Source organism: Nannocystis pusilla (genome assembly GCF_026626665.1).
GTDB classification, from domain to species: Bacteria; Myxococcota_A; Polyangia; order Nannocystales; family Nannocystaceae; genus Nannocystis; species Nannocystis pusilla.
The window spans coordinates 6,301,589-6,325,324 of sequence record NZ_JAPNKE010000002.1 but is presented as its reverse complement, the minus strand read 5'-3'; the positions used below and the strand labels follow the sequence as shown (position 1 = coordinate 6,325,324).

The window sequence follows — 23,736 nt, the reverse complement described above, 5'->3', positions numbered from 1 at the left end:
CGATCCTGCCGTGCAAGGCGGCGGGATCGTCAGCGTTCGATCTGACGCTCTTCGATCACCAGTACCCGGGGTGGTTCCTCACCTCGACAGAGACGCTCGACTTCTCGGATCCGCAGTCGCGCGACTTCCTGCGCGTCTTCCTCAACCCTGAGCCAGGCGAATTCGTCACCGTGGCGGCCGGACTGGCCTTCGGGCAGCGGCTCGCCGGTCGTCTGTTCTCGCCGAGCGGGCTGGGCGCCGCGTGGAGAACGATCGGCGAGCGACGCGCGAGACGGCCGATCCGTCTCGAGCTCGTGCTTCCCGCGGATGACGGGACGGGGCGGTACGCCTCCGCGGCTAAGCTAGACGAGGTCCCGTTCGAACTGCTTGCGGACGAGGGGGCGGAGGGTTCTGGTTTCGCCGGCCCGGATGGTGCCTGGTGCGAACCTTCGAGGAACTACCTGCACAGCCTTTCCGCATATCGCCGGGAACGCGAGCGTTGTGCGCGTGGGCCAACACGTTGGTCGAGCTCGACAGCGGGACCACGACGAAGCTATCCGAGGCGATCTTCGAGGCGCACGAGGCCGTGTTCATGCGCGAGGCGACTGCGCTAGGTCTGTCGCCGCGGACAACCCTTCGACGTACCACGTATGCGAGCCTGGGTGCATGTCTGCGAGAGCGACCCGAGACGCCTGTGCTGTCGCTCGTCGCCCACGGCGGGACGGGTGGCGGAACGGTCGTACTGCACGCGGCGGATGATAGCGACGAGGGCGTTGGCATCGAGGCGCGGACGTTCGCCAAGGTCTGCCGGGACGGTGGCGTGCAGGTGGCCCTATTGTGGATCTGCCACGGCGCACGGCGTCATGCGGCGTTTTCCTCGCTCGCGGACGCCTTGCTCGCGCCGGACCAGGGAAACGCCGCCGCCGTCGTCGCGTCGTCTGCGGCGCTCGTCGCCGATCGGACGGCAGCATTTCTCGGCCCGCTGTTGCGGTCGCTGCGTGATGTCGCCGGTGGAGACCTTGAGCGTGCGGTCACCGAGGGGCGGTACGCGCTGGCCGAGGACGACCTGCAGTGGGCCGCGCCGGTCTACTACGCCCGGCCGTATCAGGGGGCATCGGTGAGCTTCGAGGTCCGCGTCGACCAGGTGCTCGCCGCGGCCGAGACGGCGGCAACGAACAGGGAGGTGGATGGCATGCCGGCGGCGAGGCCGTGGTTTCGCGGACGGCAGGACGAGATCGCGCGGGTCATCGCGCTGCTGGCAGCCCACCGGCTGGTGACCCTCATAGGCCTGCCGGGTACGGGTAAGACGGCACTGGCGGCAGCGGTTGCAGGACAGGCGTTTCGCGAGCGGCTCGCCGGGATCGAGCACGCTGTGTGGCTGGATGTCGCGGCTCGATCCAGCGTGCCGGCGCTGCGCGAGGCCCTGGCGGCACTGTTCGGCCTCGAGGCTACGCGCTGGAAGGACGACCTGACGCTGGCGAAGGCGCTGGGGGCGAGGCGGGCCTTGGTGGTGCTCGACAATGTCGAGGACCTGCTGCATGCCGACGGCGAGGGGCTGCGGTTGCTGATCGACGCGTTGCAGCGGTACGCACGCGATCTGCGGATACTTGCCACCTCCCGCCGGGCGCTTGGTTCGCTCGACGGCGCAGAGGAGCAGCCGTTCACGGTCCTCAGGCTGCCTCCGGGCGTCGACCGGGAGGTGTTCCTCGCCGTCGCAGGAGCGCGTCTCGCCGACGAGCGGGGCGACGCCGCCGCGGTGGACGAACTGGTGAACGCGCTCGCGGGACATCCTCAGTCGATCGTGCTAGTTGCCGGGCAGGTCGGCCGGGGTCGCTCGCTCGGCGAGCTGCTGGCGCGGGTGAAGGCCGAGGACGCCGAGGTCGTGCACGACGCCGAACTACTGGACGAAGATGTCGCGCAGACGCCGGATGCCCGGCTGCGGACGCGGCGCCTGGTCAGCAGCCTCAACCTCTCGTTCCAACCCCTCGTCGAGCACGTGCCCCGCGCGGCGGAGATGTTCGTGTGGCTCGCGGGATTCCCCGCCGGGCTCCCGCGGGTGCTCATGGAGGAAGTGTTCGGGCCGGGCGCCGAGCGGTACGCGGGCCGTCTGCTCGCCGTGAGCCTGGTCGAGCGCAGTGGCCCGGACGATCGGCTCGTCCTTCCGGGGCCGGTCCGGTGGTACGCGCGTGCTCGCCTGGACGCGACCGTGAACGGCAAACCGGTGATGACCGCTGCACGCAAAGACGAGCTGGTCGAGCGCTCCGTGGCGGCACTGAGCGGGTGGCTCGGGGCGTTGAAGATGAAGTTGGGTCAGCGAGGGGCGGCTGCGGCGTGTGAACGCGCTGCTGCGGAGGGCACAAACCTAGCCTCGTTGTGCGCGTGGCCAGAACGGCTCCCGCCGCGGCTGCACAAGCGAGCCGCTGCCGGATTCGCGGCCTACTCGGCGATGGCACTGCATGGCGGATTTCACCGGACCGCCGTCGTCGTCGGCGAACAAGTGCACGCGACGCTTCATGGCGAGGGCGGGGCCGCTGCCGTCATCGGCGGGGCGCTGGGAATTTGTACGTGCGGGCGGATCGGTTGAAGGAGGCAGAGGAAGCGTACGAGAAGGCGCTGCCGCAGTATCGAGCGAGCGAGGAGTCGCTGGGTGAGGCGAACACGCTTGGGGCGTTGGGAGATTTGTACGTGCGGACAGATCGGCTGAAGGAGGCAGAGGAAGCGTACGAGAAGGCGCTACCGCAGTACCGAGCGAGCGAGGAGTCGCTGGGTGAAGCAAACACGCTTCTGGCACTGGGAGAATTGTACGTACGGACGGCGAGGTTGAAGGAGGCGGAGGACGCGTACGAAAGGGTGCTAGCGCAGTACCAAGCGATCGAGGCGAGGTTGGGTGAGGCGAACACGTTGAAGGCGTTGGGAATTCTGTACGTGCGAACGGAGCGGTTGAAAGAAGCAGAGGAAGCGTACGGGAAAGCGTTGCCACTGTACCAAGTGATCGAGGATCGGCTGGGGGAGGCGAACACGCTTCGGTGGCTCGGAGCTTTGTACGTGCGGAAGGCAAGGTTGAAGGAAGCAGAGGATGCGTACGAGAGAGCGCTGTCGCAGTACCGAGCGATCGAGGATCGACTGGGTGAAGCGAACACGCTTGGGGGGCTCGGAGCTTTGTACGTGCGGAAGGCAAAATTGAAGGAAGCAGAGGAAGTGTACGAGAGAGCGCTGTCGCAGTACCGAGCGATCGGGGATCGACTGGGTAAGGCGAACACGCTTCGGGCGCTCGGAGCCTTGTATATGCGGACAGATCGGTTGAAGGAAGCAGAGGAAGCGTACGAGAAGGCGCTGTCGGAGTTCCGAGCAATCGGGGCGAGGCTAGGTGAGGCGAACACGCAAAAAGTGCTGGGAGATTTGTATGTGCGGACTGATCGATTGAAGGAAGCGGAGAATGCGTACGAGGAAGCGCTGTCACAGTACCGAGCGATCAAAGATCGGCTGGGTGAGGCGAGCACGCTACAGGGATTCGGCGGTCTGGCACTCGAGCGTGGAGCATCCAGCGCGGCGTTCGGGTTTTACCTCGACGCTTTGGCGCTCCAGCGCGAGCTCGACGACAGGCTCGGGATGGCCGGGACTCACGGATATCTGGCGAGGGTCGCCGCCCGGGCCGGGCGCGGCGAAAGGGCGATCGTTCTCGGTTGTCGAGCCTTAGCGATGTTGCAGCAGATCGATGATGTGTCCGGGCAGTCACTCATGGTTCAAGATCTGCTGGTGCTCCTGGTGCAACGCGAAGAGAGTGAAGACGCTGTCCTGGTGTTGGCTTGGGCGCTGGCGAGGCGGCTCGGGGATGCATTTGCGGGTGAGCTCGAACCGATGATTTGGGAACTTGGGATCGACTTGGAGACGGTATCGATGGACGAACTCGTCGATGCGGCTCTGGTGGAGTTGAAGGCCTGGTCGGAGCGGTATGAGCAGATCCTACGGGACCGTGGCGAGGATCCCTACGCTCCGCTGGAGGACGCATGACGGAACGATTGATCGTGGTCTCGGATCTGCACCTAGCGATCCCCGGGGCGCTCAACAATTTTCATGCGGGTGCGGCGCTCGCGGCGTTCTTCGTGGAGCAGGCGCGGCGCGACACGACCCTGATGCTGGCAGGAGACGTGTTCGACTTCCTGCAGGTCGAGGGGCGGTCGGCGACGCTGGACGGGAACAGCATCCCGGGGCTCGTTGAAGCGACGTTCGCGGCGGTGGCGGCGGAGACATGGGGGAGGGACCTGTTTCAGGCCCTGGGGGACATAGTCCGCGCCGGGGGCCGGTGCATTGTCCTGCCGGGCAACCATGATCCCGAAGCGGCGCATCCGGCATTCATTACACAACTGCGTCGGCGGACCGGGCTGGCGCCGGACGACCAGGGGCTCGCGGTTCACGTGGATGGGCCGTGGCGGACGCAGCTCGGACGGTGGGAGGTGGTTGTGAGCCATGGACACCGAGCTGACGTTTGGAACGACATCGACCCGGCGGCGATGCGCGCGGTGCTCGCCGGTGGGACGCTACTCCTGCCGGCGGGATCGCGGCTGGTGCTGCAGGTGCTCAACGCGTTCAAGCAGGCCCGCGACGAGGCCGGAGAGTTGCGGTTTCCGTTCGTCGACCTGCTCAAGCCGGAGGTGCCGGCGGTGCCGCTTCTGTTGCTGTACCTCGACCGTGAGCTGGCGATGCAATACCTTCCGGCAGCGCTGGGGCTTAGGGCCGAAGTGCTCGCGCGCTCCTTGGTTCGGGCGCTAAACGGCCCGACACTGGGGAAAGACAGGCCGGCGGCCGGGTCGTCCCCGGAGGACGAGATGGGCGAGGCGCTCGCGCGAACGTACACGGACGGGCAGCGCCGCAACCCGCCGCGGTGCGCCGACGAACTGCTGGCGTGGCTCAAAGGAGGACACGCGGGCGTACGCGAGGGAACCCTGGCCGTCCACGGCGGAATGCGGGCACGGGTGCTGCGTGCATTCCTGTGGCTCGCGTCGAGGGATGGGCGGTTCTTCATACGAAGTCATTGCAGCAAGGAGGACAGGGCTATCCTCGCCGAGCACATCCCTCCTGGTGCACCTCCCCGGCTCGTCATCGCGGGGCATACGCACGCGGCGCGTGAGGTGTGGCAAGGGCCAGACCACGCGTATCTCAATACAGGTACGTGGACCGACCTCCTCGCCCTGCCGGCGCGTGTCGACGACGCGGCACTCCGTCAGTGGATCGATGCGCTCGAACATCGAACCGTCCCGCGGGTGCGTCACCTGACCTACGCCGAGGTGACGCCGACGACGGCAGAGCTCCGTGAATACATGGGCCATGCGCTCACGTGATAGCGGAAGCGGATGATCTCGCGCGGCTGGGGAGCTCACCGGCGGCGCGCTCGATCGGCGAGACAGTTCTCGACGGCCCGCCTTCACGCAGCTCGGAACGTCCCCCTTCTCGCACGCGGGCGCGACCTCGTCCGTCCCGTCGCTACGGGAGCCAGGCCCGGTCCGCGCGGGCGGCGCCTTGCCGCCCGCCGCTACGACGCCCTCCCGAGCTCGCACGCGCGGTTGAGTCGGAGAGTATCTGTTCGGTAGACTGCGTCGTGACGCCGGGTCGCGGACCGGCTACACCCCGTGGGTATGCGCGGCGAGCGTGGCTGCGGAAAACGGCCCATCGTGATCGCCCGGATCGGTCCATCGTGATCGCGTAGATCGGCATCGTGATCGCGTAGATCGGCATCGTGATCGCGTAGATCGGCATCGTGATCGCCCGGATCGGCATCGTGATCGCGCCGATCGGCATCGTGATCACCCTGCGGCCGGCGCGCCGCCGGGCGGCCGAGCCGCCAACGGAACGGAGGACCCCCAGCGTGTTACGCGCAGCCGAATGCGCGAAGGGGGCGAGGTCGACGCTGAATCACCGGCCATTTCGCGTGGGAGGCGAAATGGCGACGCAGCGACTGACCATGAAGAACATCCGCGAGATCCTGCGCTAGAAGTGGGCGCTGCAGCGAAGCCACCGCGACGTGGCTGCGAGCCTCGACGTCAGCGCCGGCGTGGTCGGCAAGGTCGCCGGCAAGGCCAGCGAGGCCGGCCTCACCTGGGACGCGGTGCAGGCCCTCAGCGACGAGGAGCTGGAGCGCGTCGTCTACGACAGCGAGCCGGCGTCGCAAGCGCGGCCGCAACCGGACTTTTCGTACATCCACACCGAGCGCCGGCGCAAGGGCGTCACGCTCGCGCTGCTGCACATCGAGTACCTCGAGAAGCACCCGAACGGGTACCGCTACACGCAATTCTGCGAGCTGTACCGCGCGTGGCTGAAGCGGCGCGGCTTGACGATGCGGATCGACCATGTCGCCGGCGACAAGGCCTTCGTCGATTACTCCGGCAACAAGCTGCACATCGTCGATCCGAAGACCGGCGAGTGCATCGCGGTCGAGCTCTTCGTCGGCGTGCTCGGGGCCTCGAACCTCACCTACGCCGAGGCGAGCCTGACGCAGCGGGGCCACGACTTCATCGCCAGCAACGCGCGCATGCTCGAGTACTTCGGCGGCGTGCCGGCGGCGCTCGTGCCCGACCAGCTCAAGGCCGCGGTGACGAAGTCGTGCTGGTACGACCCGAAGATCCAGCGCACCTACGCCGCGCTCGCGGAGCACTACGGCACCACCGTCATGCCCGCCAGGCCCGGCAAGCCGCGCGACAAGGCCAAGGTCGAGAACGCCGTGCTGATCGCCCAGCGGTGGATCGTCGCGCGCCTGCGCGACGAGGTCTTCCACTCGCTCGCCGAGCTCAACGCGCGGGTCGCCGAGCTGCTCGAGGACCTCAACACGCGGCCGATGAAGAAGTACGGCAACATCAGCCGGCGCGCCCTCTTCGAACGCATCGAGCGGTCCGAACTGCGACCGCTCCCCGTCGAACGATTCGAGTACTGCGAGTGGAAGAATTGCCGCGTCAACATCGACTACCACGTCGAGATCGATCGCCACTACTACTCGGTGCCGTACACGCTCGTCGGCGAGGCCGTCGAGGCGCGCTTCACCGCGACGACCGTCGAGCTCCTGCACGGCGGCAAGCGCATCACCTCGCACGCGCGCAGCTTCGCCGCGGGTCGCCATACCACCAAGCCCGAGCACATGCCGAAGGCCCACCAGCGGCACGCCGACCGCTCCCCGAGCCGGATCCTCGCGCAGGCGAAGCAGGTCGGCCCGAAGACCGCCGAGCTCGCCCAGGCCATCATGAAGGACCGCAAGCACCCCGAGCACGGCTACCGCGCCTGCCTCGGCATCCTGCGCCTGGGCAAGACCTACGGCGACGCGCGCCTCGAGGCCGCGTGCGCCCGCGCCGTCGCGGTGCGCGCCCGCTCGTACCGCCACGTCGAGTCGATCCTCAAGAACGGCCTCGACCGCGCCCCGCTGCCCGACATCCCCGCCGACACACCGACCGACAAGCCCGAGGCCCACGAGAACATCCGCGGCCCTCGCTACTACAACTGACCGAAAGGACACACCGATGCTGAATCAGCAGACCATGGAAAAGCTCAAGGAGATGCGGCTGAACGGCCTGGCCGCCGCCTGGCTCGAGCAGCAGTCGCGGCCCGACTACGGTGGCCTCGGCTTCGACGAGCGCCTCGGCCTCCTCGTCGACTCCGAGTGGATGAGCCGCCAGAACGCGCGTCTCAAGCGGAACCTCAAGGAAGCCCGCCTCAAGCTCGGCAGCGCCTGCCTCGAGGATCTCGACTACGATGACCGCCGCGAGCTCGACAAGCCGCTGATCCGCCAGCTCGCCACCTGCAACTGGGTCGCGCAGCACCAGAACATCGCCATCACCGGCCCCACCGGCACCGGCAAGTCCTTCCTCGCCTGCGCCCTCGCCCAGCACGCGCTCCGCCGCCGCTACCGCGCCATCTACCGCCGCACCTCGCGGCTCTTCGACGAGCTCGCGCTCGCCCGCGCCGACGGGACCTATGCGAGATTGCTCGCCAAGCTCGCCCGCGTCGACGTCCTGATCCTCGACGACTGGGCCATGGCCCCGCTCGGCCCGGCTGAGCGAAAGGACATGTCGGAACTGATGGAGGACCGATTCGGCGAACGATCGACGATTCTCACCAGCCAGCGACCGCCGGAGCTCTGGCACGACCAAATCGGTGATCCGACCACCGCCGATGCGATCTGCGATCGCATGCTCTCCCAATGCCACCGCCTCATGCTAAAAGGTCCCTCACGCCGCAAGGAGGTCGCCTCCCAGACCTGAACACCCCATCAGCATCGCTTCGCTCCGTCCCCGTCCGCGCCGAGCCCGCCACCCCCGTCGCTCCGCTCCGACCCCTCCGGGGTGATCACGATGACCGATCCAAGCGATCATGATGGCCGGAATACGCACGTGGCGACGCGGAAGACGTTGGCGGCGAGGCGCTGCTGAGTGTCCTGTTGCTCGGCGGTCTGCTTCCAGAAGGCCGGGGCGAGCGCGAGGACGCGGCTCCTGGGCCAGGCGGGCAGGAGGCAGAAGAGGTCCCGGAGGTACGCCCAGGGCTCGATGCCGTGGAGCTGGCAGCTGGCCAGGAGAGAGGTCGGAGAAGCGGCGGGCATCAACGCCGAGCGCACGGCTTAAGTAGCGTCATCTTGAGAGGATCTCGTCATCTCAAGAATGAGGGAGGGATCTATCGTGAGGTTGTGGAGCCGCGCTTTTGAGATTTGCTTGTACTTCGTATATCCCTGTGCGCCGTGTCGGTTAGAATATTCATAACGAACGTTTCCTCGGGCCACTCGTCTGCCGTGAGCCCTCCATTCGTTCTCTTCAGCGTGAGCTCTGCAGAGAAACGGACATGTGTAATCCTGCTCAAGAAACTCAGCCCCGGTTGAGTACCTATCGTATAAGAACACCTCAAAGTCAGCGAGGTGCGGACAACCCCTTACCGAACACTTTGCCGGCTCATTGCGGGGGCGCTGGGCCCCATCTTCCTCTTCCCCATCCTCCTCATCTTCATCATCGTCGTCCATCTCATATGCCTCCTCACCATCTTCGCCATCTGCCTCCTCACCACCATCGATCCACCAAATCGGAAGACTTGTCGTTGAAGTGTCGAGCGAAGTGAGCCACTCGCGCTCGTGCTCACCAAGCGTAGATACAGCATTCATCCCTCCCGACAGCCCTTTCGGCTTGATTCCGTACTTCGACAAGTATGGTCTCATCCGAACTACATGACTTCGCCATCCCCTCTGGCGGAGGAACTCCGTCGTCCTTGCCGACGGTTCAATGTAATTAAGGAACAACACCAGCAACGCATCTATATCACGACGAGCAAGCCGTGGATACTTAACAACAGCAGCAAACACAACCCGGCGCAAAACAAGCCAGGCGACTACCTTTTTCTCAGATTCGGAAAACCTCGCCAAATGGCTCACCTTGAAATCTGAGACTAAGCCTCGAACACCTTTGCCTGCCTTGCACCCTGGCGGAATGGTTCCATCGCGAAACATCTGATCCAAAGCCGAGAAAATGTGCATCCAGTGTTTTGACACCGCATCCAACACATCCCCCCAGCGATCCGATGCACGAACTTCAATATAGTAGCGTCGAATCTCCTTTCGGCATGAATTCGAGAAAGATGGCGAATCAAGCCAAGATGATGGATCAGGCCCCTCTGCGGAGCCCGCCGAGTATGCATTTGTCAGATCTCGCACATCAGCCATAAGATCGGTGACTCGACCATAGCGATTCTCTTGTTTACTCTTGACGCATTTGACGTAAATGCGACGAACTTCATCATCGGAAATATCCGATGGATCAGGGTGGATTGGAATATCCCCCGTGACCATCTGGAAAAGCACCAAGCCCAGTTGATAGATGTCGGAGCGTTCGTTAAGCGATTTTGTATCCCCGCTGCGATGCTCGGGCGACATGTATACTTCCGTGCCGAGTCTCATGCCCGTTCTTGTCAAAGCCGCGTCGACTCTCTTCAAGTCTTTGGCGAAGCCGAGGTCGGCAACTTTCCAGACCCCGTCAACCTGAAGGATATTGTGAGGCTTAATGTCCCGGTGCACAATTCAAGGGAATGAAACGCTTTCACCCCTTCACAAATCTCTAGAAAAACGTTTAGGGCGTCGACGATAACCTCTTTGGTATCCAAACTAATTCACATCCTTAAGACAGTGTTGCGCCAGAGGCATCACCAAGAACGGTAGCCCTGCATGAACCCCATTGTCAAGAACAGGCATGATGTGCTGATGTACAGCAGACCTCATCAACTCGACCTCTCTGGCGAATCTGGCTTCCTCTCCGGTCTCCTTACAAATCTTCAAAGCGACTTCAGTTCCGGAGTTTCGGTCGGAAACTCTATAGACCTGTGCCTTACCGCCGATGCCGTTCCGACAGATTACCTCGTAACGCTCGGCGACAACATCATTGCAGTCCAGAATGTCCGGCTCGTCGTGCATTAAAGCAACGATATCGCGTCCGCGGACGTTTGGCGAGGTAGAATGCGACGTTAAAAACATACAAATCGAACCTTCGGCGTAAGTTTTGGAGGAATTGTTAGCTAGGCGATGTTGAATTTCTTGACGGTGAAGGCCAATACGGGCTACATGTACCTCAACTAGGGCTCCCGAAAGATGATCAAATACCTCGGCTCCAAGCGCACCCTAGTTCCTCAACTATGCGAACTAGTCCTTGGGTTGAGGGCAAAGTCTGCGATTGACCTATTTTCGGGCACGGCGCGAGTTGGTCATGCTCTGAAACGGCTGGGGATTCAAGTGCATGCCAACGATCACAATGCCTACGCCGCAACTTTGGCGCGCTGCTACGTCGAGACAGATCGCAATCTTGTGCTGCGAAACGCTCGTCTACTCATCGCTGAGTTGAACAAACTCCGCGGCGAAACGGGATGGTTCACTGAGAATTTCTGCATTAATAGTCGGTTCTTTCAGCCAAAAAATGGCGCGCGAATCGACGCGATCCGAGAGGCTATTGCGAGAAAGGAACTCGATCAACCGCTGGAATCGGTCCTTCTCGTTGCACTCATGGAGGCAGCCGACAGGGTTGACTCGACGATTGGAGTTCAGATGGCCTACCTCAAACACTGGGCCCCGCGCTCCTTTAACGATCTTGAACTGCGTCTCCCCGACGTACTTCCTCGTGCACGAAATGGAAAAGGCTCAGTTCATCAACTAGATGCTCTTGATGCCGCTCAGGTATTGACAGGCGATGTTGCGTACTTAGACCCTCCATACAATCAGCATAAATATCTAGGCAACTATCACATTTGGGAGTCGCTTATTCTGTGGGACAAGCCAGAGGTATACGGGGTTGCCTGTAAGAGGATTGACTGTCGCAGTCGGTTGAGTTCTTTTAACTCTCGTCTCCTGGCCGTTGATGCAATGCGTTCGGTTGTTTCATGTCTTCAGTGTGAACATTTGATCGTCTCCTTTAGCGATGAAGGATATCTCTCTCGCAGAGAGCTCGAAGAAATCCTCCGCTGTCGTGGGAAAGTCTTGGTTTTGGGACACGATTATAAGCGCCACGTTGGGGCCCAATTGGAGTATACAACCCGAAGGGGGAAAAGGTTGGCACCGTGGGCCGATTGCGAAATACGGAATATATCTACGTCGTGACGGAGTCAAACCTAGCTCTCCGGCGCCTTCATCAACTCTCGTCAGTCGCGACGTGCACGTTCGAGAACAGGGCGCCAGCCATTTAGCGTCTCAGGTTTCTTTTACTCTGGTGTCCGAGCTTTCTCATGGATGCTTCCGCGTCTGCGGATCCATCCCCGCTGCACGCCGCACCACCGAGGCTGCCCTGCTCCCATTGTTCGCGCCGGCGACGCTCGTTCGCGGAGCCGATGACAGCGACAGCGACGAGAACTTGAGCTGCACGGTCGCCACGGCGAAACTCGTCCTTCCTCGCGGCACGCCAGAAGCGCGAGCCCTCCGCCGACCCCGCCGCGAACAGGCCGCCGAACGCAGCGGCGCCCGCGCCCGTGTCGTCAAGGTGGTCGAGCGCGCCTGGGGCGATGCTGGCGACCTTCGCCTGCCACGCGGACGGGACCGGATCGCCTCCTTTGAGCGGCGGGAGTTTCGGCTCCCGGTCCGGGATGCCCGCGCCGAGCTTGAGGCCCTTCGGCCCTTGAGCTTGGGCAGCGCAGGCACACCGCGGTGAGGACCTGCGCGCGCCAGTCGGTGCGGCGGAGGTAGAATGGGCTCCGCCCTGACTTACTCAGTGGGCTTGGTGTCGTACGGGAAGTACCGCTGTGCCTTCAGGACAGCGGGCTCACCACGGTGGGGCGCCTCGAACTGAATGATTTTGACGCCCACCGACGAGGGGGAGAGGATCATGAAATTCTTGCCGGTCTGCGTGTCGCCCATGTCAATGAGGAGGTGGTCGCCCGTGTGGAGAACGGCCGACTGATTGAGGGTGAGGTTGGTAGCGGGGTTCGTGAGGGTGACTTCGCGCTGCCTGTCGGACATGGGGACCCAGTAAGCACGACGGCGCGCGCCGTCAATGCTGGACCCTCGTGAAGGACGCCGATGGACGAGGGTCCGCAGCGTGTTGGTTGACCCGGCCGGCGAGGTCGACGTGACCTGCCGAACGAGCGCCACAGGCCCGTTCAGCCGCAAGTCCACCTGATTAAACAAAAGGCCGTGCTCGCCCGGGGCTGAGCACGGCCCATCTTTGCGAGACAGCTAACGGGTCGCCAGCGCAGCGAGGAGACAGAGGAGCCCACCCGCGACGCTGCCCGCGATGACCCGATTCCTCGCTCGCTGCCGGCTGGTTTCATCGACAACCGGATCGGCGGTCGCCAAGGCGATCAGGCCCCCCACGGCGGCCCCGCCACCGGTGATCGCAACGGCCCGGAGGACTTCCTGACCGGCACTGCGTGGTTCGTCCAAGCGGCCAGCGAGCTCGAGCCGCACCTCGTCCGGATCTCGGATCCCGCGGCCGCTATTACAGCGTTGGTGTGCGATCCGCAGGTTGTCAAAGTGGTCGGTGCCGCCGAAGTACTGCGGCACCAGATGGTCCACGGATCCCGCCTCGCCGCCGTAGAGGCTGAGACAGCCGTAGGTGTGCAGTCCCACGCCCTCGTGGCACAGATGGCACTTCCCGTTTGTGCGGCGCCAGATGGCGTCCACATCACCGTATCGCTTGCTATAGACGATCATGGTTCTCGCTTTCTCAGGTCATTATGGCGCGCTCGGCTGATCTCGCGCAGATCAACCAGAAGTGCTCTTCTGCAATTAAAGGTCTTGACGGGATGTTGATTTTATGGCCGGCGCATCCGGGGTCGAAGCCAGCCTGGACACCCCGCGCGGTGATCCGCGAGGGGTTGGCAACGTATCATGGCGCTACGCGCGGAGGGACGCGCGGCCGATGGTGTACCGCGTTAGATCGACAAGGCGCCGTGCAGGTTGCCGCGGGGCATTGCCCCGACGGGTGACATCGCCCGCTGTACGATGTACCTTGAGCGTATGCGCCGCCTCGCGCTCGCCACCCTCGCCGCTCTCGCCGCCTGCAACAACGGCGACGAGCAGGGCCAGGATTTGGCCCGAGCATCACGACTGTGCCGCCGGGGACAAGCACGAGCGGCGACGCGTCGACGTCGACATCGACCTCCACCAGCTCGGCGGAGGACTCGGCCGCGGCGAGCTCGGCGTCGCACAGCTCCACCAGCTCGGCGAGCTCCGGCATCCCAGACGGTGGCACACCGCCGGATGGTGGCGACAAGCCGCCGCCGGGCTGCATGGGCAAGGTCGATCTCGTGTTCTCGATCAGCTCGCGGTGGACGATGAAGGGCGCTCAGGATTGGCTCAAGGCGAGCTTTCCGGGCTTCATCGACACGCTCGAGACCGAATTCGCCGGCTTCGACTACCACATCCTCGTGCCGATGCAGGGTAGCGGCGTCTGGGGGATCCCGAGCTGCAAGGGCTGCGTCGACACCTGCCCGGCCGGGCCAGAGGACTATCCGTGCGGGGCGGCGCTCGAGCCTTGCGACACGGTGCAGGGCGCGGGCATCACCTTCTCCGCCGGATGGGACGCGAGCAACGAGCGGTGCGACCTCGCCGGCGGCCACCGCTACATCACCGCGGCCCAGCCCGATCTTGCCAGCGCATTCACCTGCGTCGCGTCGGTCGGTACCAGCGGCGGCGGATTGGTAGCCGAGGCCGCCGTCAGCACACTGAGGGACGAGATCAACGCGCCGGCCGGCTGCAACGCGGGCTTCCTCCGCGATGACGCCCTCCTCGTGGTCGTCGCCATCGATGACACGTGGGACGAGGACAGCGAGGGCACGGCGCAGGACTGGGCGGACGCGCTGGTCGAGGCCAAGGGCGGCGACGCGGACGCGGTGGTGCTGCTCGTGATCACGAACGACATCGACGATCCGGATGGCCTGTGCGGCTACGAAGGAGTCCCCCCGGCTATCACAAGCTCCGCACCTGGACGGAGCTGCTTCCCCATTCGGTGTTCGGCTCGATCTGCAACGACCAGGGCTACGCCGATTACTTCGGCGCCGCGGCCGCGAAGATCAAGGCGCAGTGCGACGTGTTCGTGCCGCAGTGAGCGCCTACGGGTAGAGTCGCAACGCGAACGCCCGCGGCTGTAGGTCGGCGAATTCGCTCCCCACGATGGACACGTGACCCCAGGGACCGACAGCGAGTCCCGCGGCGTCATCGGGCCCCTTGCCCGGCCCGTTACGGACGACCTCCCAGACGTGCCCGCCGAGCGGGCCGGGGATGGCGAAGATCCACGCGTCCATGTCGGTGGCCGGCTGCTTGCGCGAGCCGGCGATGATGATCTTGCCCTCGCGGTCCTCGCCGATCGCGTAGCCGATCGCGTCGCTCCCCGGCGTGGGCTCGACCCGCACGGGCCCGGGGTCCCCCGCGGCCGAGAACCAGCGCGTGACCACCTGGCGGATCGTGAACAGGTCGCGCCCCCACCCGGTGACGACGAATCCACCTCCCCGCAGCGGCGCGACGGCCATCCCGCCGTCTTCCTCGAGCTGTTCACCGGGCGACGTCCACTCGCCAAGTGCCTCGCCCGCGATCGAATACCGCAGCACGACCGTACGCCGATAGATCTTGTTGAACTCGCCGATGATCTCGCGCTCGCCGACGACGATGACCTCGTCGCCGACGATCGCAACGCCGCGGCCGATCTCGTCGCGCTCGTTGAACCAGTCGTCGCCGGGCGACATGGCGAATGGCGCCTCGTGGAGCAGCGCTCCGTCCTCGGCCGACAGCCACCACACCCGGAGGTCGTGCGTGCCAGGCGACACCTCGATCCCGCCGACCACGATCACGACGCCGCCAGCGATCGTGACGGCGAGTGCCTTCGTCTTGGGATCACCCGTCGCCGTCCAGTCGAACGACAGCGGCTTGTCGAGCCGCAGCTTGGACAGCGCCCACATCGGCCCGGGTCGCGTCGACGCGACGAACACCGTGTTTTCGCCGCCAGCGGCGATTGCCGGCCCGTTCCCCCCGAAGCGAACGCAATCTTGCCGAGCGCGGCCGGTCCTGCCGCGAGCTTGCCGGTTGCTCCGTCGATCTTGACCGCGACCGCCTCGAGCCCCTGTTGGGTCTCGTAGAAGCCCCCTGCGGCGATCGACCCATCGTCGAGTAGCGTCGCGCTCGTGAAGCCGTTGATCGGCCCGGCCTGTACGTAGGGCGGCCAGACGTCGGTGCCGCCGGGCGCGACGTCGATCGTCAGGTCCTTCTCGGCTTGCCCGCTCACGCCGTCGGCGGCATGCGCGACAGCGCGGATCGTGTGCGTGCCGTCGCCGGGGACGTTGTCCGACGTCACCTCGAACACGCAGACCGGATCCCCCGGCGTCGCGCCGAGCGCGAGGGGCACGTCGCCATCGAACACGTCGATCGTCGCCACCGGGCGCGACGTCCACACCGCGACCTGCACCTCGCCGACCTTGTCCACCGACGTCGGCGTCAGGAACACCTCCACGTTGACCGGCAGGGCCTTTCCGTCGTCGGTAGTGGTGCCGGTCGCGCCGTCGCTCTCAGACCCGCCGTCGGTCGCCGACGCGCTCCCCGACGTCGCCTCACCGCTCGTCGCGCTCGCGTCTGCGGTGCTAGCCGTCGTGTCGGCCGTCGTGCTCGCCGGGCTCGGATCGTCGGCGGTCGATCCGCTGGTCCCGTCGCTAATCGGGTATGCCCCCCTTGCTGCAGGAGCTGATCGAAGTCTCCCGCGCAGGCGGCGAGGACGGCGACGGACAGAAGCGTGCGGCGGACCATCGTTGTGAACGTACCATGCGCGGGTCCGCGCGCGAAGCCGTGGCGCCACGTCCAGGCACGTTGACGGCGCTTTATTTCGCCAAGGGCGTAGCCCGCTAGAAGCGCCCGAAAAGCGAAAGGCCGGCGCCGTGGGGCCCGCCGTAGGGCGCAACGCGGGCCCGGTCCGTCGACGGGCGCAGCTTGCCGCGGGCGACCATGCCGATGCCGACCGCCCCGAGCACCGCCGCCGAGATAGCGAGGCCGATCTTGGCGCCCCTCGTCCACGCCCCCACGGATCCCAGGTCGCTCATGCGCTGCGCCTGCTCCGGCGTCCGGTGGCCAGCCTGCTCGATCTCGGCGATCAACGTCTCGAGGTCGCCGTACGCCCCGGCGCGGCGCGCCTGCACGGGGATGATGGCGAGCGCGGCGAGGGCGGCCGTGCCGAGCAGGACCCCGCCGGCGATCGTCAGGCCGTTGGCGCGCGGAGGCGTGCGGCCCGTCGTCGGCGGTGTCATCGCGGGTGAAGGTTCGCGCACCTGCTCGGGCTCCGCCACGGGGCCGGGCTTCGGCTCAGGTGTTGACTGCACGCAAGGGGGCGCGAGGAAGCCCGCGTCGCCGCGTGCGGCCGCTTCAGCGTGCGAGGCGAGGCCGGCGCGCGCCTCGTCGCGGAAGTCCGTCGCCTCGGGCGGCGGGGTGTCCGTGCGTGCGAGGACCCGCTCCGCGGTGGCGAGTAGTTGGCACAGGTGCGCGGCGTCGTTTGTGCGCTGGTACGCGACGCGGCGCGCGGTCACGGCGAGCGTGAGCAGATCGTCCAGGTCCTTGACGTCGGACGTGTCAGCGAGTCTCGACTCCACCAGCTCGGCAGCGGCGATGAGCCGCTCGAGCGGCGCGAGGTTGTCGGCGGTGATCGTCGGGTCGGCTGCCGTGATCTCGTCGTTGATCTGGGCGTTGGTCGCCGTGGGCGACAGCGGCGCCGCCGCCAGGGTGGGCCCCGCAAGGACGACGGAGAGCAAGGCGCGTGCGGGCATGGGTCCGTTGTACCACCACGCGGGCCGATCGTGCTCTGGCTTGGGTTGAAAGAGGGATGAAGGTGGCCGAACGAGGGATGAAGCGGGGCCGGGCGTGGGACGAAACAGGCGTGAAAAAGGCTGGAAAGGTCATTTGGCGGTCTTTCTCGTTTGGAGCTGTGGCACTCTTGGCGACGATGGACAGCCCCCTCACACCACGCTCCGGGCCAAAGCCGACGTGGCCCATCTACAAGGAAGTAGGCGCCGACTTCATCGGCGAGCTACTCGAAGGGCGCTACAAGATCGTCCGCCGGCTGGCGAAGGGCGGCATGGCCCACGTGTTCTTGGCCAAGGATCTCGCGCGCAAGTGCTACGTAGCGATCAAGCTCCTGCGCGCGTGCAGCCCGGAGGCGCACCGCCGGTTTGCGGTCGAGGCGGAGATCCTGAGCAACATTCGGCACGAGAACATCGTGCGCGCGATCGCGTTCGGTCATACGGCCGACGAACAGCCCTACATCGCGCTCGAGCACCTCGACGGCGAGACCTCGTCACAGCGCCTCGCACTCGGCCCGCTCCCGTGGCGCGAAGTGGCCGAGATCGGCATTCAGATCGCCGACGCGTTGCACGCCTTGCATCGCGTCGGCGTGATCCACCGCGACATCAAGCCCGACAACATCATCCTGACGAGGGACGCCGATCGCAGCGTGGCGAAGCTGATCGACCTCGGCCTGGCGAGCGTCGGGGTTCCGTTCCACGAGGCCCAGGACGCGCGCTTTACCCCGCCCGTGATCCGCCACAAGACCCAGCTCGGGCGGGCGATCGGTACTCCCGATTACCTGCCGCCGGAGGCGGGGCTCTGCGACGCCAATCCGCTCCTGGACGTGTACCTGCTCGGGGCCACGCTCTACCAGCTCTGCACACAGCTCCTGCCGAAGCTGGCGGGGCTCCGGCCGATCCACGAGGTGAACCCCAGCGGCGAGGCGCCAGAAGACCTTCGCGACTTCTCTGCTCGGCGCTCGAGCCCGAGGTGAGTCATCGACTACCGTCCGCCGATCACCTGCGCCGCGGGCTCGAGGCGATCCTCGCCGCGCATCCGAAAACGCCGCGTCGAGAGCACCTGTTCGGCGGCAGCTTCGACCGATTGGAGGTCCTCGGCGTCGGTGCGAGCGCTGTGGCTTTCCGCGCCTCCGATCGTTGGCTGTCACGCGAGGTCGCGCTCAAAGTGCTGCGCGACGCTAAGCCGAGCGAGGACGACGCGATTCGCTTTCACCGCGCGGCGAAGATCCTGTCCGCGCTGCGGCACCCGAACATCCCGCAGATCCACCACTACGGGATCGAGGGCCGAGAGGCGTTCACGATCACAGAGCTGTGCCCCGGCTCGCCGGCGACGGACGTCGCGGGGCCCGACAAGCACCTGCGCCCCGACGAGGTAATCGCGGTCGGCCGTCAGTTAGCGAGCGCACTCATGGCCGTGCATGCGGTCGACGTCGTGTACCGCGACCTGCACGCGGGCAACGTCTTGATCGCGCGCGGAGAAAAGCCGCGGGCCTGGATCTTCGACTTCGACCACGCGCAGGTGTCGCCCGGGTTCTACGCCCACCTGACGGAGCGGTGGGCGACGCCGCCGGAGGCGCGAGCAGAGCCCACGAGCGAGAAACCGCTCCGAAACATGGACTACGCAGCGCCGGAGGTGCGCGGCGGCGGGGCGTTTACTGCCGCGAGCGACGTGTTCGCGTTCGGACTGTTGCTGTACCGTTTGCTCACGGGCTTACGCCCGTTCCCGCCGGGCGGCAGCGAGCCCGTGCCGGCGCGCAAGGTGTGTCCCGAGTGCCCGCCCGGCCTCGAGTTGTTGCTCCTCGCCATGGTGAACCCGAGCCCGAGCGGTCGGCCCACGCTGCGAGCTGTGGAGGAAGCGCTCGCGGCGGAAGAAGAGGAACTTGAAGCGCTCGAGTGCGAGGACGCCGAGGCCGAGCAGGAAGCCGCAGCGGCCGCGCCGACCGTCCCGATCGCGCGGGTCGTGTTGAGCGCGACGCCGGAGAGCGCACCCGTTGCGAGCGTTGCCGCGGTCGAAAGGCCAACATCTTCGCAAGCGGCCACCGCCGCCGCGCCGCCCGTCGACCTGCCGATCGGCACGTCGCGCGAGACTCCCATCGCCCGGCGCGGCGGCATGTGGGGGCTCCTCGCGCTGATGTTTGCGGTCGCGGTTGGCGTGGTCGTGGGACGCGTGACCGCGTCTGGCGATGCCGCGGTGCAGCTTGCCGGCGAGGTGCAGGGCGCCGATGCGCCGATGATGCCATCGCCGACGCCGCCGTCCAGTACGGAGGGGAAGCCGCGCACTTCGACCGGCGACGGGCCGACCAAGCCAGCGACCGCCGAGGTCGCGCCGATGAATTCGGCGCACGAGGGTGCGCCGCCGAAACCAGCCCAAACGACCGACTCGACCAGCAAACGAACCCCGACGTCGCGTCGCGCACAGCCGTCGCCGCGTGGCGCGGTGACGACGGCAGAGGCGACCGCCGCAGCGCAAAATGCCATAAAAGCGCTGCGCGCCTGCAGGGACGTCCCCGGCGCCATCACGGCCGACCTCGACGTCGTTCGGGGCAAGGGCGCCGTGGTCACGCTCAACGCCCGTGCGCCGGCTCCCGACGATCCGCGCTACCCCTGGCACGCCTGCGCCCGCGATGCACTCGAGCGCGTGCGCTTCCCGGTGAGCGAGAGCGCCGGGCGCGTGCGTGTCCGCCTCCCGCTCGAGTGAGTGCTCAGGAGCGCGTCTTGACGTAGCGGTCGTAGGCGTATGCGCCGCCGAAGAGAAGGCCGCCCACGGTGGCCGTCCACAGGGTCGTCTTGCCGAGGATCCGTAAGGTCTCGAGTCGGGCCTCCGCCGCGTCCGCGCGCTCTTTCTCGAGGGCAGCCTGGTAGGCCGCCATCTCCGCGCGCTCGCAGTCCTCACGCGCTCGGGCCTCGGCTTCGTCGGCGCGTTGCTTGGCGCGTGCGGCCTCGGCCTCGGCCCTGCTCGCGCGAGCTCTCTCCTGCTCGATCTGCTGGGTCGTTCGATCGGCTCGCGGCTCCGCTTGGCCGCCCGCTGTCGACTCGTGCCTGCCGTCGTTCGCCGCCGGTGCGTCGTGCGACACGACGTGCAAGCGACGGCCGGGTGCGGCCCCCATGGACTCCGCGCCGACAGCGAGTGCGAGCGGCACGGCTTGGGCGTTGTGGAAGCGCGCCACGATCTGCATTTCATTCTCGGCGCCGAGCGCGGCGATCAACGATGTGAAGACCACGAGCTGCATGTTCGGATCGTCGTCGTTGATGATGCGGCTGAGGTGCGAGCGCTGCATCCCCGCCCGCTTGGCGAGTGCGGCCACCGTGAGGCCGGCGCGCGCGCGGAGCTCGTTGATCCGCGACACGACGTGCCGGGTTGTGTTCGCGCCCGCCGTGTCGAGCCGGGCGCCGGCCGACTCGAGCAGGCTCAGGAAGAGGCGGAGCGTCGGATTTGGCTCCGGGTGCTCGAACAGCGCCAGCACGTAGCCGACGTCGTGGCGCGAACGTCGGGCGACGTCCTCGCGGGTCAGCTTGTTCTTCTGAATCCATGCCGCCAGTCCCGAAAACCACCGCCGCGTGCCCATAAGCAGCCAGATTAGCGCGCGGCGCGGCGAGAACAAGAGTACCGTGCACGAGAGTCCGATACGCGTGCGCGAGCGTCGTGCACGGTCCCCGGCCGAGCTTGACGGGCGGTGCCGCCCGGAGAAACGATCGCGCCATGGGAATGACCACGCGCGAAGCGGAGCAGAAGCGGGCCGAGCTGATGCAGCAGCTTGTAGAAAACGCTCGAATAGCCGAATAATGGCCGAGCGCCTTTAATTCAATTGCGCCAGCGACGGTCAAAGGCCGCGCGCATGCGGGCGGCTTGCTGCTTCGCGGCGACTCTTCGACCCGTGCGGGGAAGAAATCCCCACGCGTCTCCTCAGTTTTCGCAAGCTGGCCCCCCATAAATAAGGCTTTGGGCCGCCTTTCGGCGTGGAACGTCGCTATTGCCATCAATTCCGACATCGTGCGAGCATCGGCCCCCCATAAATAAGGCTAAATAAGGTCCAGGACCCTTATTCGGCCCTTATTGCGACCCTTATTTATGCCTTATTTTATGGTCCGAATAAGGTCGGAAAGACAGCTCGGCTTTGACCTCCATTACGATCTCGCAGGAACGAGCGTGCGCCGGCATCATGTCAGCGTACACGAGCGTCGTGTACGCCGACATGTCAGCCTGCACCCTTACAGAAGGCCCCCGAAGGTCTCCCGAAGGTATTTGCGCGCTTCCGTAAAACCTTCCGTGGCGTGCACGAGGGTCGCATACGCCCGGTTCGACACCTCACCCGTGCACAGCCTCGCGCGCATTAACGAGACCGAGCACGCGCGCGCCTGGCCAGACGGCAAGTTTCTGCGCAAATGGTAAGCGAATTGCCATTCGGCAAGCCGACTAACATTTGTCGATTTCCCTATCAAATGTTCATTTTGCCGTCATTTGATAAGGCGAGCGCTCGTGCACGGCCCACGGCCGCGCGCGAGCCGGCGGTGGCGGTGTGAACGACGCTCGTGTACGGGGCCCACGCTGCGGGCCAGCGGTGTCACGACGCTCGTGCGCGGCCACGGCCGCGCGCAGCTAGCCACCGTCGCGCCCGACGAGGGCGGCGTACACGACGCTCGTGCACGGCCACCGCCGCGCGCAGTAGGCCGACGAGGGCGGCGTGCACGGCGCTCGTGCACGGCCACCACCGCGCGCAGTAGGCCGACGAGGGCGGCGTACACGACGCTCGTGCACGGCCACCGCCGCGCGCAGCGGCGATCTGGAGCGTGGATCGCTACCGCGCCCCCCGGTGGCGACACCGGGAGGCGCGAGGACGATCGGCGAGTTGCTAGAGCGGGACCGAGGTCTCGACCGCCGTCACATCGATAGGTCGGGCGTCACGGTGCGACCTGGCCCGCGGCGGCCGGCGCTCGGGCTTGCGCCCGACCTCGGTCTGCGACAGCTCGAGCGCGGCGGCGATCTGGTGCCAGGTCCCATCGCTGCACCAGCGCTCATACCAGCGCCAGCACGTGGTCGAGGCGCCGAACTCCGCCGGGATCTCGCTCCACTTCGCGCCGGTGTGCAGGACCCAGCGGACCGCGTCCACCGTGCGGCGTAGGTCGATCCGGGGGCCGCCGCAGCGGCCGCGCGTGTTCTCGACCATCGCCTCGATCGTCTTCCACTGCGCGTCGCGCATCGGCTCGAACGGCGCCGGCGGCAGCGCGGCGGTCGGCTGCACTGCCTCCACGATCCGATCCGTCGCGGTCTCGAGCGCGTTGCGGACGTAGTCGTCGGCCAGGTGGGCGTAGCGCTTCGTGGTCCGCTCTTGCTTGTGCCCGAGCAACTTGCCGACGGTGCTGAGCGACGCGCCGCTCATGATCGCGTCGCTGGCGAAGGAGTGCCGGAGGTCATGCAGCCGGACGTCGGGGATCCCGGCGGCGGCGCGGATGTTCTCCCACGTGCGATTGATGCTCCGCAGGCGCTTGCCACTCGACGTCCGCAGCACGTACCCCGAGCTCGGGTTGCCGGTCTGGTCGTGAATGTGCTTCAGGAGTGCGAGCACGCGGGCAGACACGGGCACCTTGAGCTGTCCCGTCTTGGTGTCGGGGAGGTTCAAGAGCGAGTGCTGCCAGTCGACCATGGGCCACGTGAGCGTCAGGATCTCGTCGCGGCGCCGGCCGGTGAGCGCGAGCAGATCGATCGCCCAGACGCTGGCGATCTTCAGGTGTCCCTTGCGCCCGGCGGGGATCTTGAGCCCGGCGAGGATCACCGCCTGCACGCGCTGGCGCTCCTCGGGGGTCAGGAAGCGCTCGCGCTCGGGGATAGTGAAGCGCTTGATCTTGCGGGCCGGGTTGCGCATGTCCGCGAGTTCCCAATCTTCGATGATGCGGGAGTAAAGGCTACCGATCACGCAGAGGATGTATTCGCCACGGAGGGACCGCGCTCCTTCTTGAGCTTCGCATGCAGCGCGGCGATCTCGGCCTTCTTCACGCTGCGGAAGTCGCGATCTCCGAACGCCGGGAGGATCACTGTCTCGAGGTGCTCCTTGTAGTTCTCCGCCGAACCTGTCTTCAGGTGCACGTCGGCGTAGTCGCTGATGAAGCGCTGCGCCAGCTCGCGCACGGTCGTGATCTGAGATGGGGCTGATTCCGGCTGTTCCAGTCGAGCGGGTTTGCCCGCGGCTTGCTGGCCGGATTGCTCATCGACGCTCGCGGCGACGGCTGCGTTAGCGAGCAGCACGGCCCCGCGGCGGCGCGCCTCGTCGATCGACAGTGCGGGCCCGAGCAGTCCGATCCGCTCGCGGTGGTCCTTGCCGTCGAGGCGGTATCGAACCAGCGCGACCTTCTTCCCCGTGGGCAGAACCCGCAGGATGAAGCCCGGGAGCGCTTCGCAGGTGACTTCGTACATCGTCGCGCGAGGCTTGCACTCGCGCACGAACGCAGCAGTGATCATGAACCCCTACCTTCCTACCCCTAGTTTTCGAGACA

21 protein-coding genes are annotated in these 23,736 nt (G+C 66.0%); 10 read left to right on the top strand and 11 right to left on the bottom strand.

Going from position 1 to position 23,736, the window contains the following annotated elements; translation table 11 throughout:
* Positions 1-499: 499 nt before the first annotated feature.
* From OV079_RS27910 to istB, 6 genes are all read left to right on the top strand, one after another.
* On the top strand, positions 500-2,563 hold the full coding sequence (locus OV079_RS27910; RefSeq protein WP_267771983.1) for an nSTAND1 domain-containing NTPase: 2,064 nt from the start codon (positions 500-502) through the stop codon (positions 2,561-2,563).
* Positions 2,560-3,990 carry a tetratricopeptide repeat protein gene (locus tag OV079_RS27905; RefSeq protein WP_267771982.1) on the top strand — a complete coding sequence of 477 codons (1,431 nt, stop codon included), beginning with the start codon at positions 2,560-2,562 and terminating at the stop codon, positions 3,988-3,990. Before OV079_RS27910 ends, OV079_RS27905 begins: the two co-directional genes overlap by 4 nt.
* Entirely contained in the window at positions 3,987-5,318 is a 1,332-nt protein-coding gene (locus OV079_RS27900; protein ID WP_267771981.1) for a metallophosphoesterase, read from the top strand. Before OV079_RS27905 ends, OV079_RS27900 begins: the two co-directional genes overlap by 4 nt.
* 416 nt (positions 5,319-5,734) lie before the next feature.
* A complete protein-coding gene (locus OV079_RS27895; protein WP_267771980.1) occupies positions 5,735-5,968 on the top strand; it encodes a hypothetical protein in 234 nt (77 codons plus the stop codon).
* Between the two features lie 9 nt (positions 5,969-5,977).
* The gene (gene istA, locus OV079_RS27890) at positions 5,978-7,465 is read left to right on the top strand and encodes an IS21 family transposase (protein ID WP_267778660.1); all 1,488 of its coding nucleotides are present in this window, start codon (positions 5,978-5,980) and stop codon (positions 7,463-7,465) included.
* A 16-nt stretch (positions 7,466-7,481) separates the two neighbouring features.
* A complete protein-coding gene (gene istB, locus OV079_RS27885) occupies positions 7,482-8,222 on the top strand; it encodes an IS21-like element helper ATPase IstB (RefSeq protein WP_267771979.1) in 741 nt (246 codons plus the stop codon).
* 107 nt (positions 8,223-8,329) lie between these two features.
* On the opposite strand, the gene OV079_RS27880 is transcribed toward istB, so the two are convergent.
* From OV079_RS27880 to OV079_RS27870, 3 genes are all read right to left on the bottom strand, one after another.
* Positions 8,330-8,572 (bottom strand): transposase domain-containing protein, encoded by a 243-nt coding sequence (locus tag OV079_RS27880; protein ID WP_267771978.1) that lies wholly within the window; start codon positions 8,570-8,572, stop codon positions 8,330-8,332.
* 3 nt (positions 8,573-8,575) lie between these two features.
* Complete coding sequence (locus tag OV079_RS27875; RefSeq protein ID WP_267771977.1) at positions 8,576-10,012, bottom strand: protein kinase domain-containing protein; 1,437 nt, start codon at positions 10,010-10,012, stop codon at positions 8,576-8,578.
* 87 nt (positions 10,013-10,099) lie between these two features.
* Positions 10,100-10,405, bottom strand: a complete 306-nt coding sequence (locus OV079_RS27870; RefSeq protein ID WP_267771976.1) for a protein kinase — start codon at positions 10,403-10,405, stop codon at positions 10,100-10,102.
* 174 nt (positions 10,406-10,579) lie between these two features.
* On the opposite strand from OV079_RS27870, the gene OV079_RS58700 reads away from it, so the two are divergent.
* Entirely contained in the window at positions 10,580-11,578 is a 999-nt protein-coding gene (locus OV079_RS58700; protein ID WP_420829430.1) for a DNA adenine methylase, read from the top strand.
* Between the two features lie 597 nt (positions 11,579-12,175).
* Here OV079_RS58700 and OV079_RS27865 read toward each other — a convergent pair.
* Together OV079_RS27865 and OV079_RS27860 are read right to left on the bottom strand one after the other, a co-directional pair.
* Positions 12,176-12,430 (bottom strand): hypothetical protein, encoded by a 255-nt coding sequence (locus OV079_RS27865; protein ID WP_267771975.1) that lies wholly within the window; start codon positions 12,428-12,430, stop codon positions 12,176-12,178.
* Positions 12,431-12,646: 216 nt separating this feature from the next.
* The gene (locus OV079_RS27860) at positions 12,647-13,123 is read right to left on the bottom strand and encodes an HNH endonuclease (protein ID WP_267771974.1); all 477 of its coding nucleotides are present in this window, start codon (positions 13,121-13,123) and stop codon (positions 12,647-12,649) included.
* 398 nt (positions 13,124-13,521) lie between these two features.
* On the opposite strand from OV079_RS27860, the gene OV079_RS27855 reads away from it, so the two are divergent.
* The gene (locus OV079_RS27855) at positions 13,522-14,562 is read left to right on the top strand and encodes a hypothetical protein (RefSeq protein WP_267771973.1); all 1,041 of its coding nucleotides are present in this window, start codon (positions 13,522-13,524) and stop codon (positions 14,560-14,562) included.
* On the opposite strand, the gene OV079_RS27850 is transcribed toward OV079_RS27855, so the two are convergent.
* The 3 genes from OV079_RS27850 to OV079_RS27840 all read right to left on the bottom strand — a co-directional run bounded on the left by OV079_RS27850 (position 14,524) and on the right by OV079_RS27840 (position 17,211).
* Positions 14,524-15,366: a hypothetical protein gene (locus OV079_RS27850; protein ID WP_267771972.1), complete on the bottom strand. Its 843-nt coding sequence runs from the start codon at positions 15,364-15,366 to the stop codon at positions 14,524-14,526. The genes OV079_RS27855 and OV079_RS27850 overlap by 39 nt on opposite strands.
* Positions 15,255-15,914, bottom strand: a complete 660-nt coding sequence (locus tag OV079_RS27845) for a hypothetical protein (protein ID WP_267771971.1) — start codon at positions 15,912-15,914, stop codon at positions 15,255-15,257. Before OV079_RS27845 ends, OV079_RS27850 begins: the two co-directional genes overlap by 112 nt.
* 385 nt (positions 15,915-16,299) lie before the next feature.
* Positions 16,300-17,211, bottom strand: coding sequence for a hypothetical protein (locus OV079_RS27840; protein ID WP_267771970.1), 912 nt, complete (start codon positions 17,209-17,211; stop codon positions 16,300-16,302).
* 62 nt (positions 17,212-17,273) lie between these two features.
* Here OV079_RS27840 and OV079_RS27835 point away from each other — a divergent pair, with 62 nt between their 5' ends.
* Positions 17,274-18,221: a serine/threonine-protein kinase gene (locus OV079_RS27835; RefSeq protein WP_267771968.1), complete on the top strand. Its 948-nt coding sequence runs from the start codon at positions 17,274-17,276 to the stop codon at positions 18,219-18,221.
* On the top strand, positions 18,218-19,945 hold the full coding sequence (locus OV079_RS27830) for a serine/threonine protein kinase (protein ID WP_267771967.1): 1,728 nt from the start codon (positions 18,218-18,220) through the stop codon (positions 19,943-19,945). The genes OV079_RS27835 and OV079_RS27830 overlap by 4 nt, the downstream gene beginning before the upstream one ends.
* A gap of 4 nt (positions 19,946-19,949) precedes the next feature.
* Here the strand turns inward: OV079_RS27830 and OV079_RS27825 are convergent, their stop codons facing one another.
* The 3 genes from OV079_RS27825 to OV079_RS27815 form a co-directional block, all read right to left on the bottom strand.
* A complete protein-coding gene (locus OV079_RS27825; RefSeq protein ID WP_267771966.1) occupies positions 19,950-20,813 on the bottom strand; it encodes a helix-turn-helix domain-containing protein in 864 nt (287 codons plus the stop codon).
* Between the two features lie 1,284 nt (positions 20,814-22,097).
* On the bottom strand, positions 22,098-23,159 hold the full coding sequence (locus OV079_RS27820; RefSeq protein ID WP_267771965.1) for a tyrosine-type recombinase/integrase: 1,062 nt from the start codon (positions 23,157-23,159) through the stop codon (positions 22,098-22,100).
* On the bottom strand, positions 23,156-23,701 hold the full coding sequence (locus OV079_RS27815) for an integrase arm-type DNA-binding domain-containing protein (protein ID WP_267771964.1): 546 nt from the start codon (positions 23,699-23,701) through the stop codon (positions 23,156-23,158). Before OV079_RS27815 ends, OV079_RS27820 begins: the two co-directional genes overlap by 4 nt.
* Between the last annotated feature and the right edge of the window lie 35 nt (positions 23,702-23,736).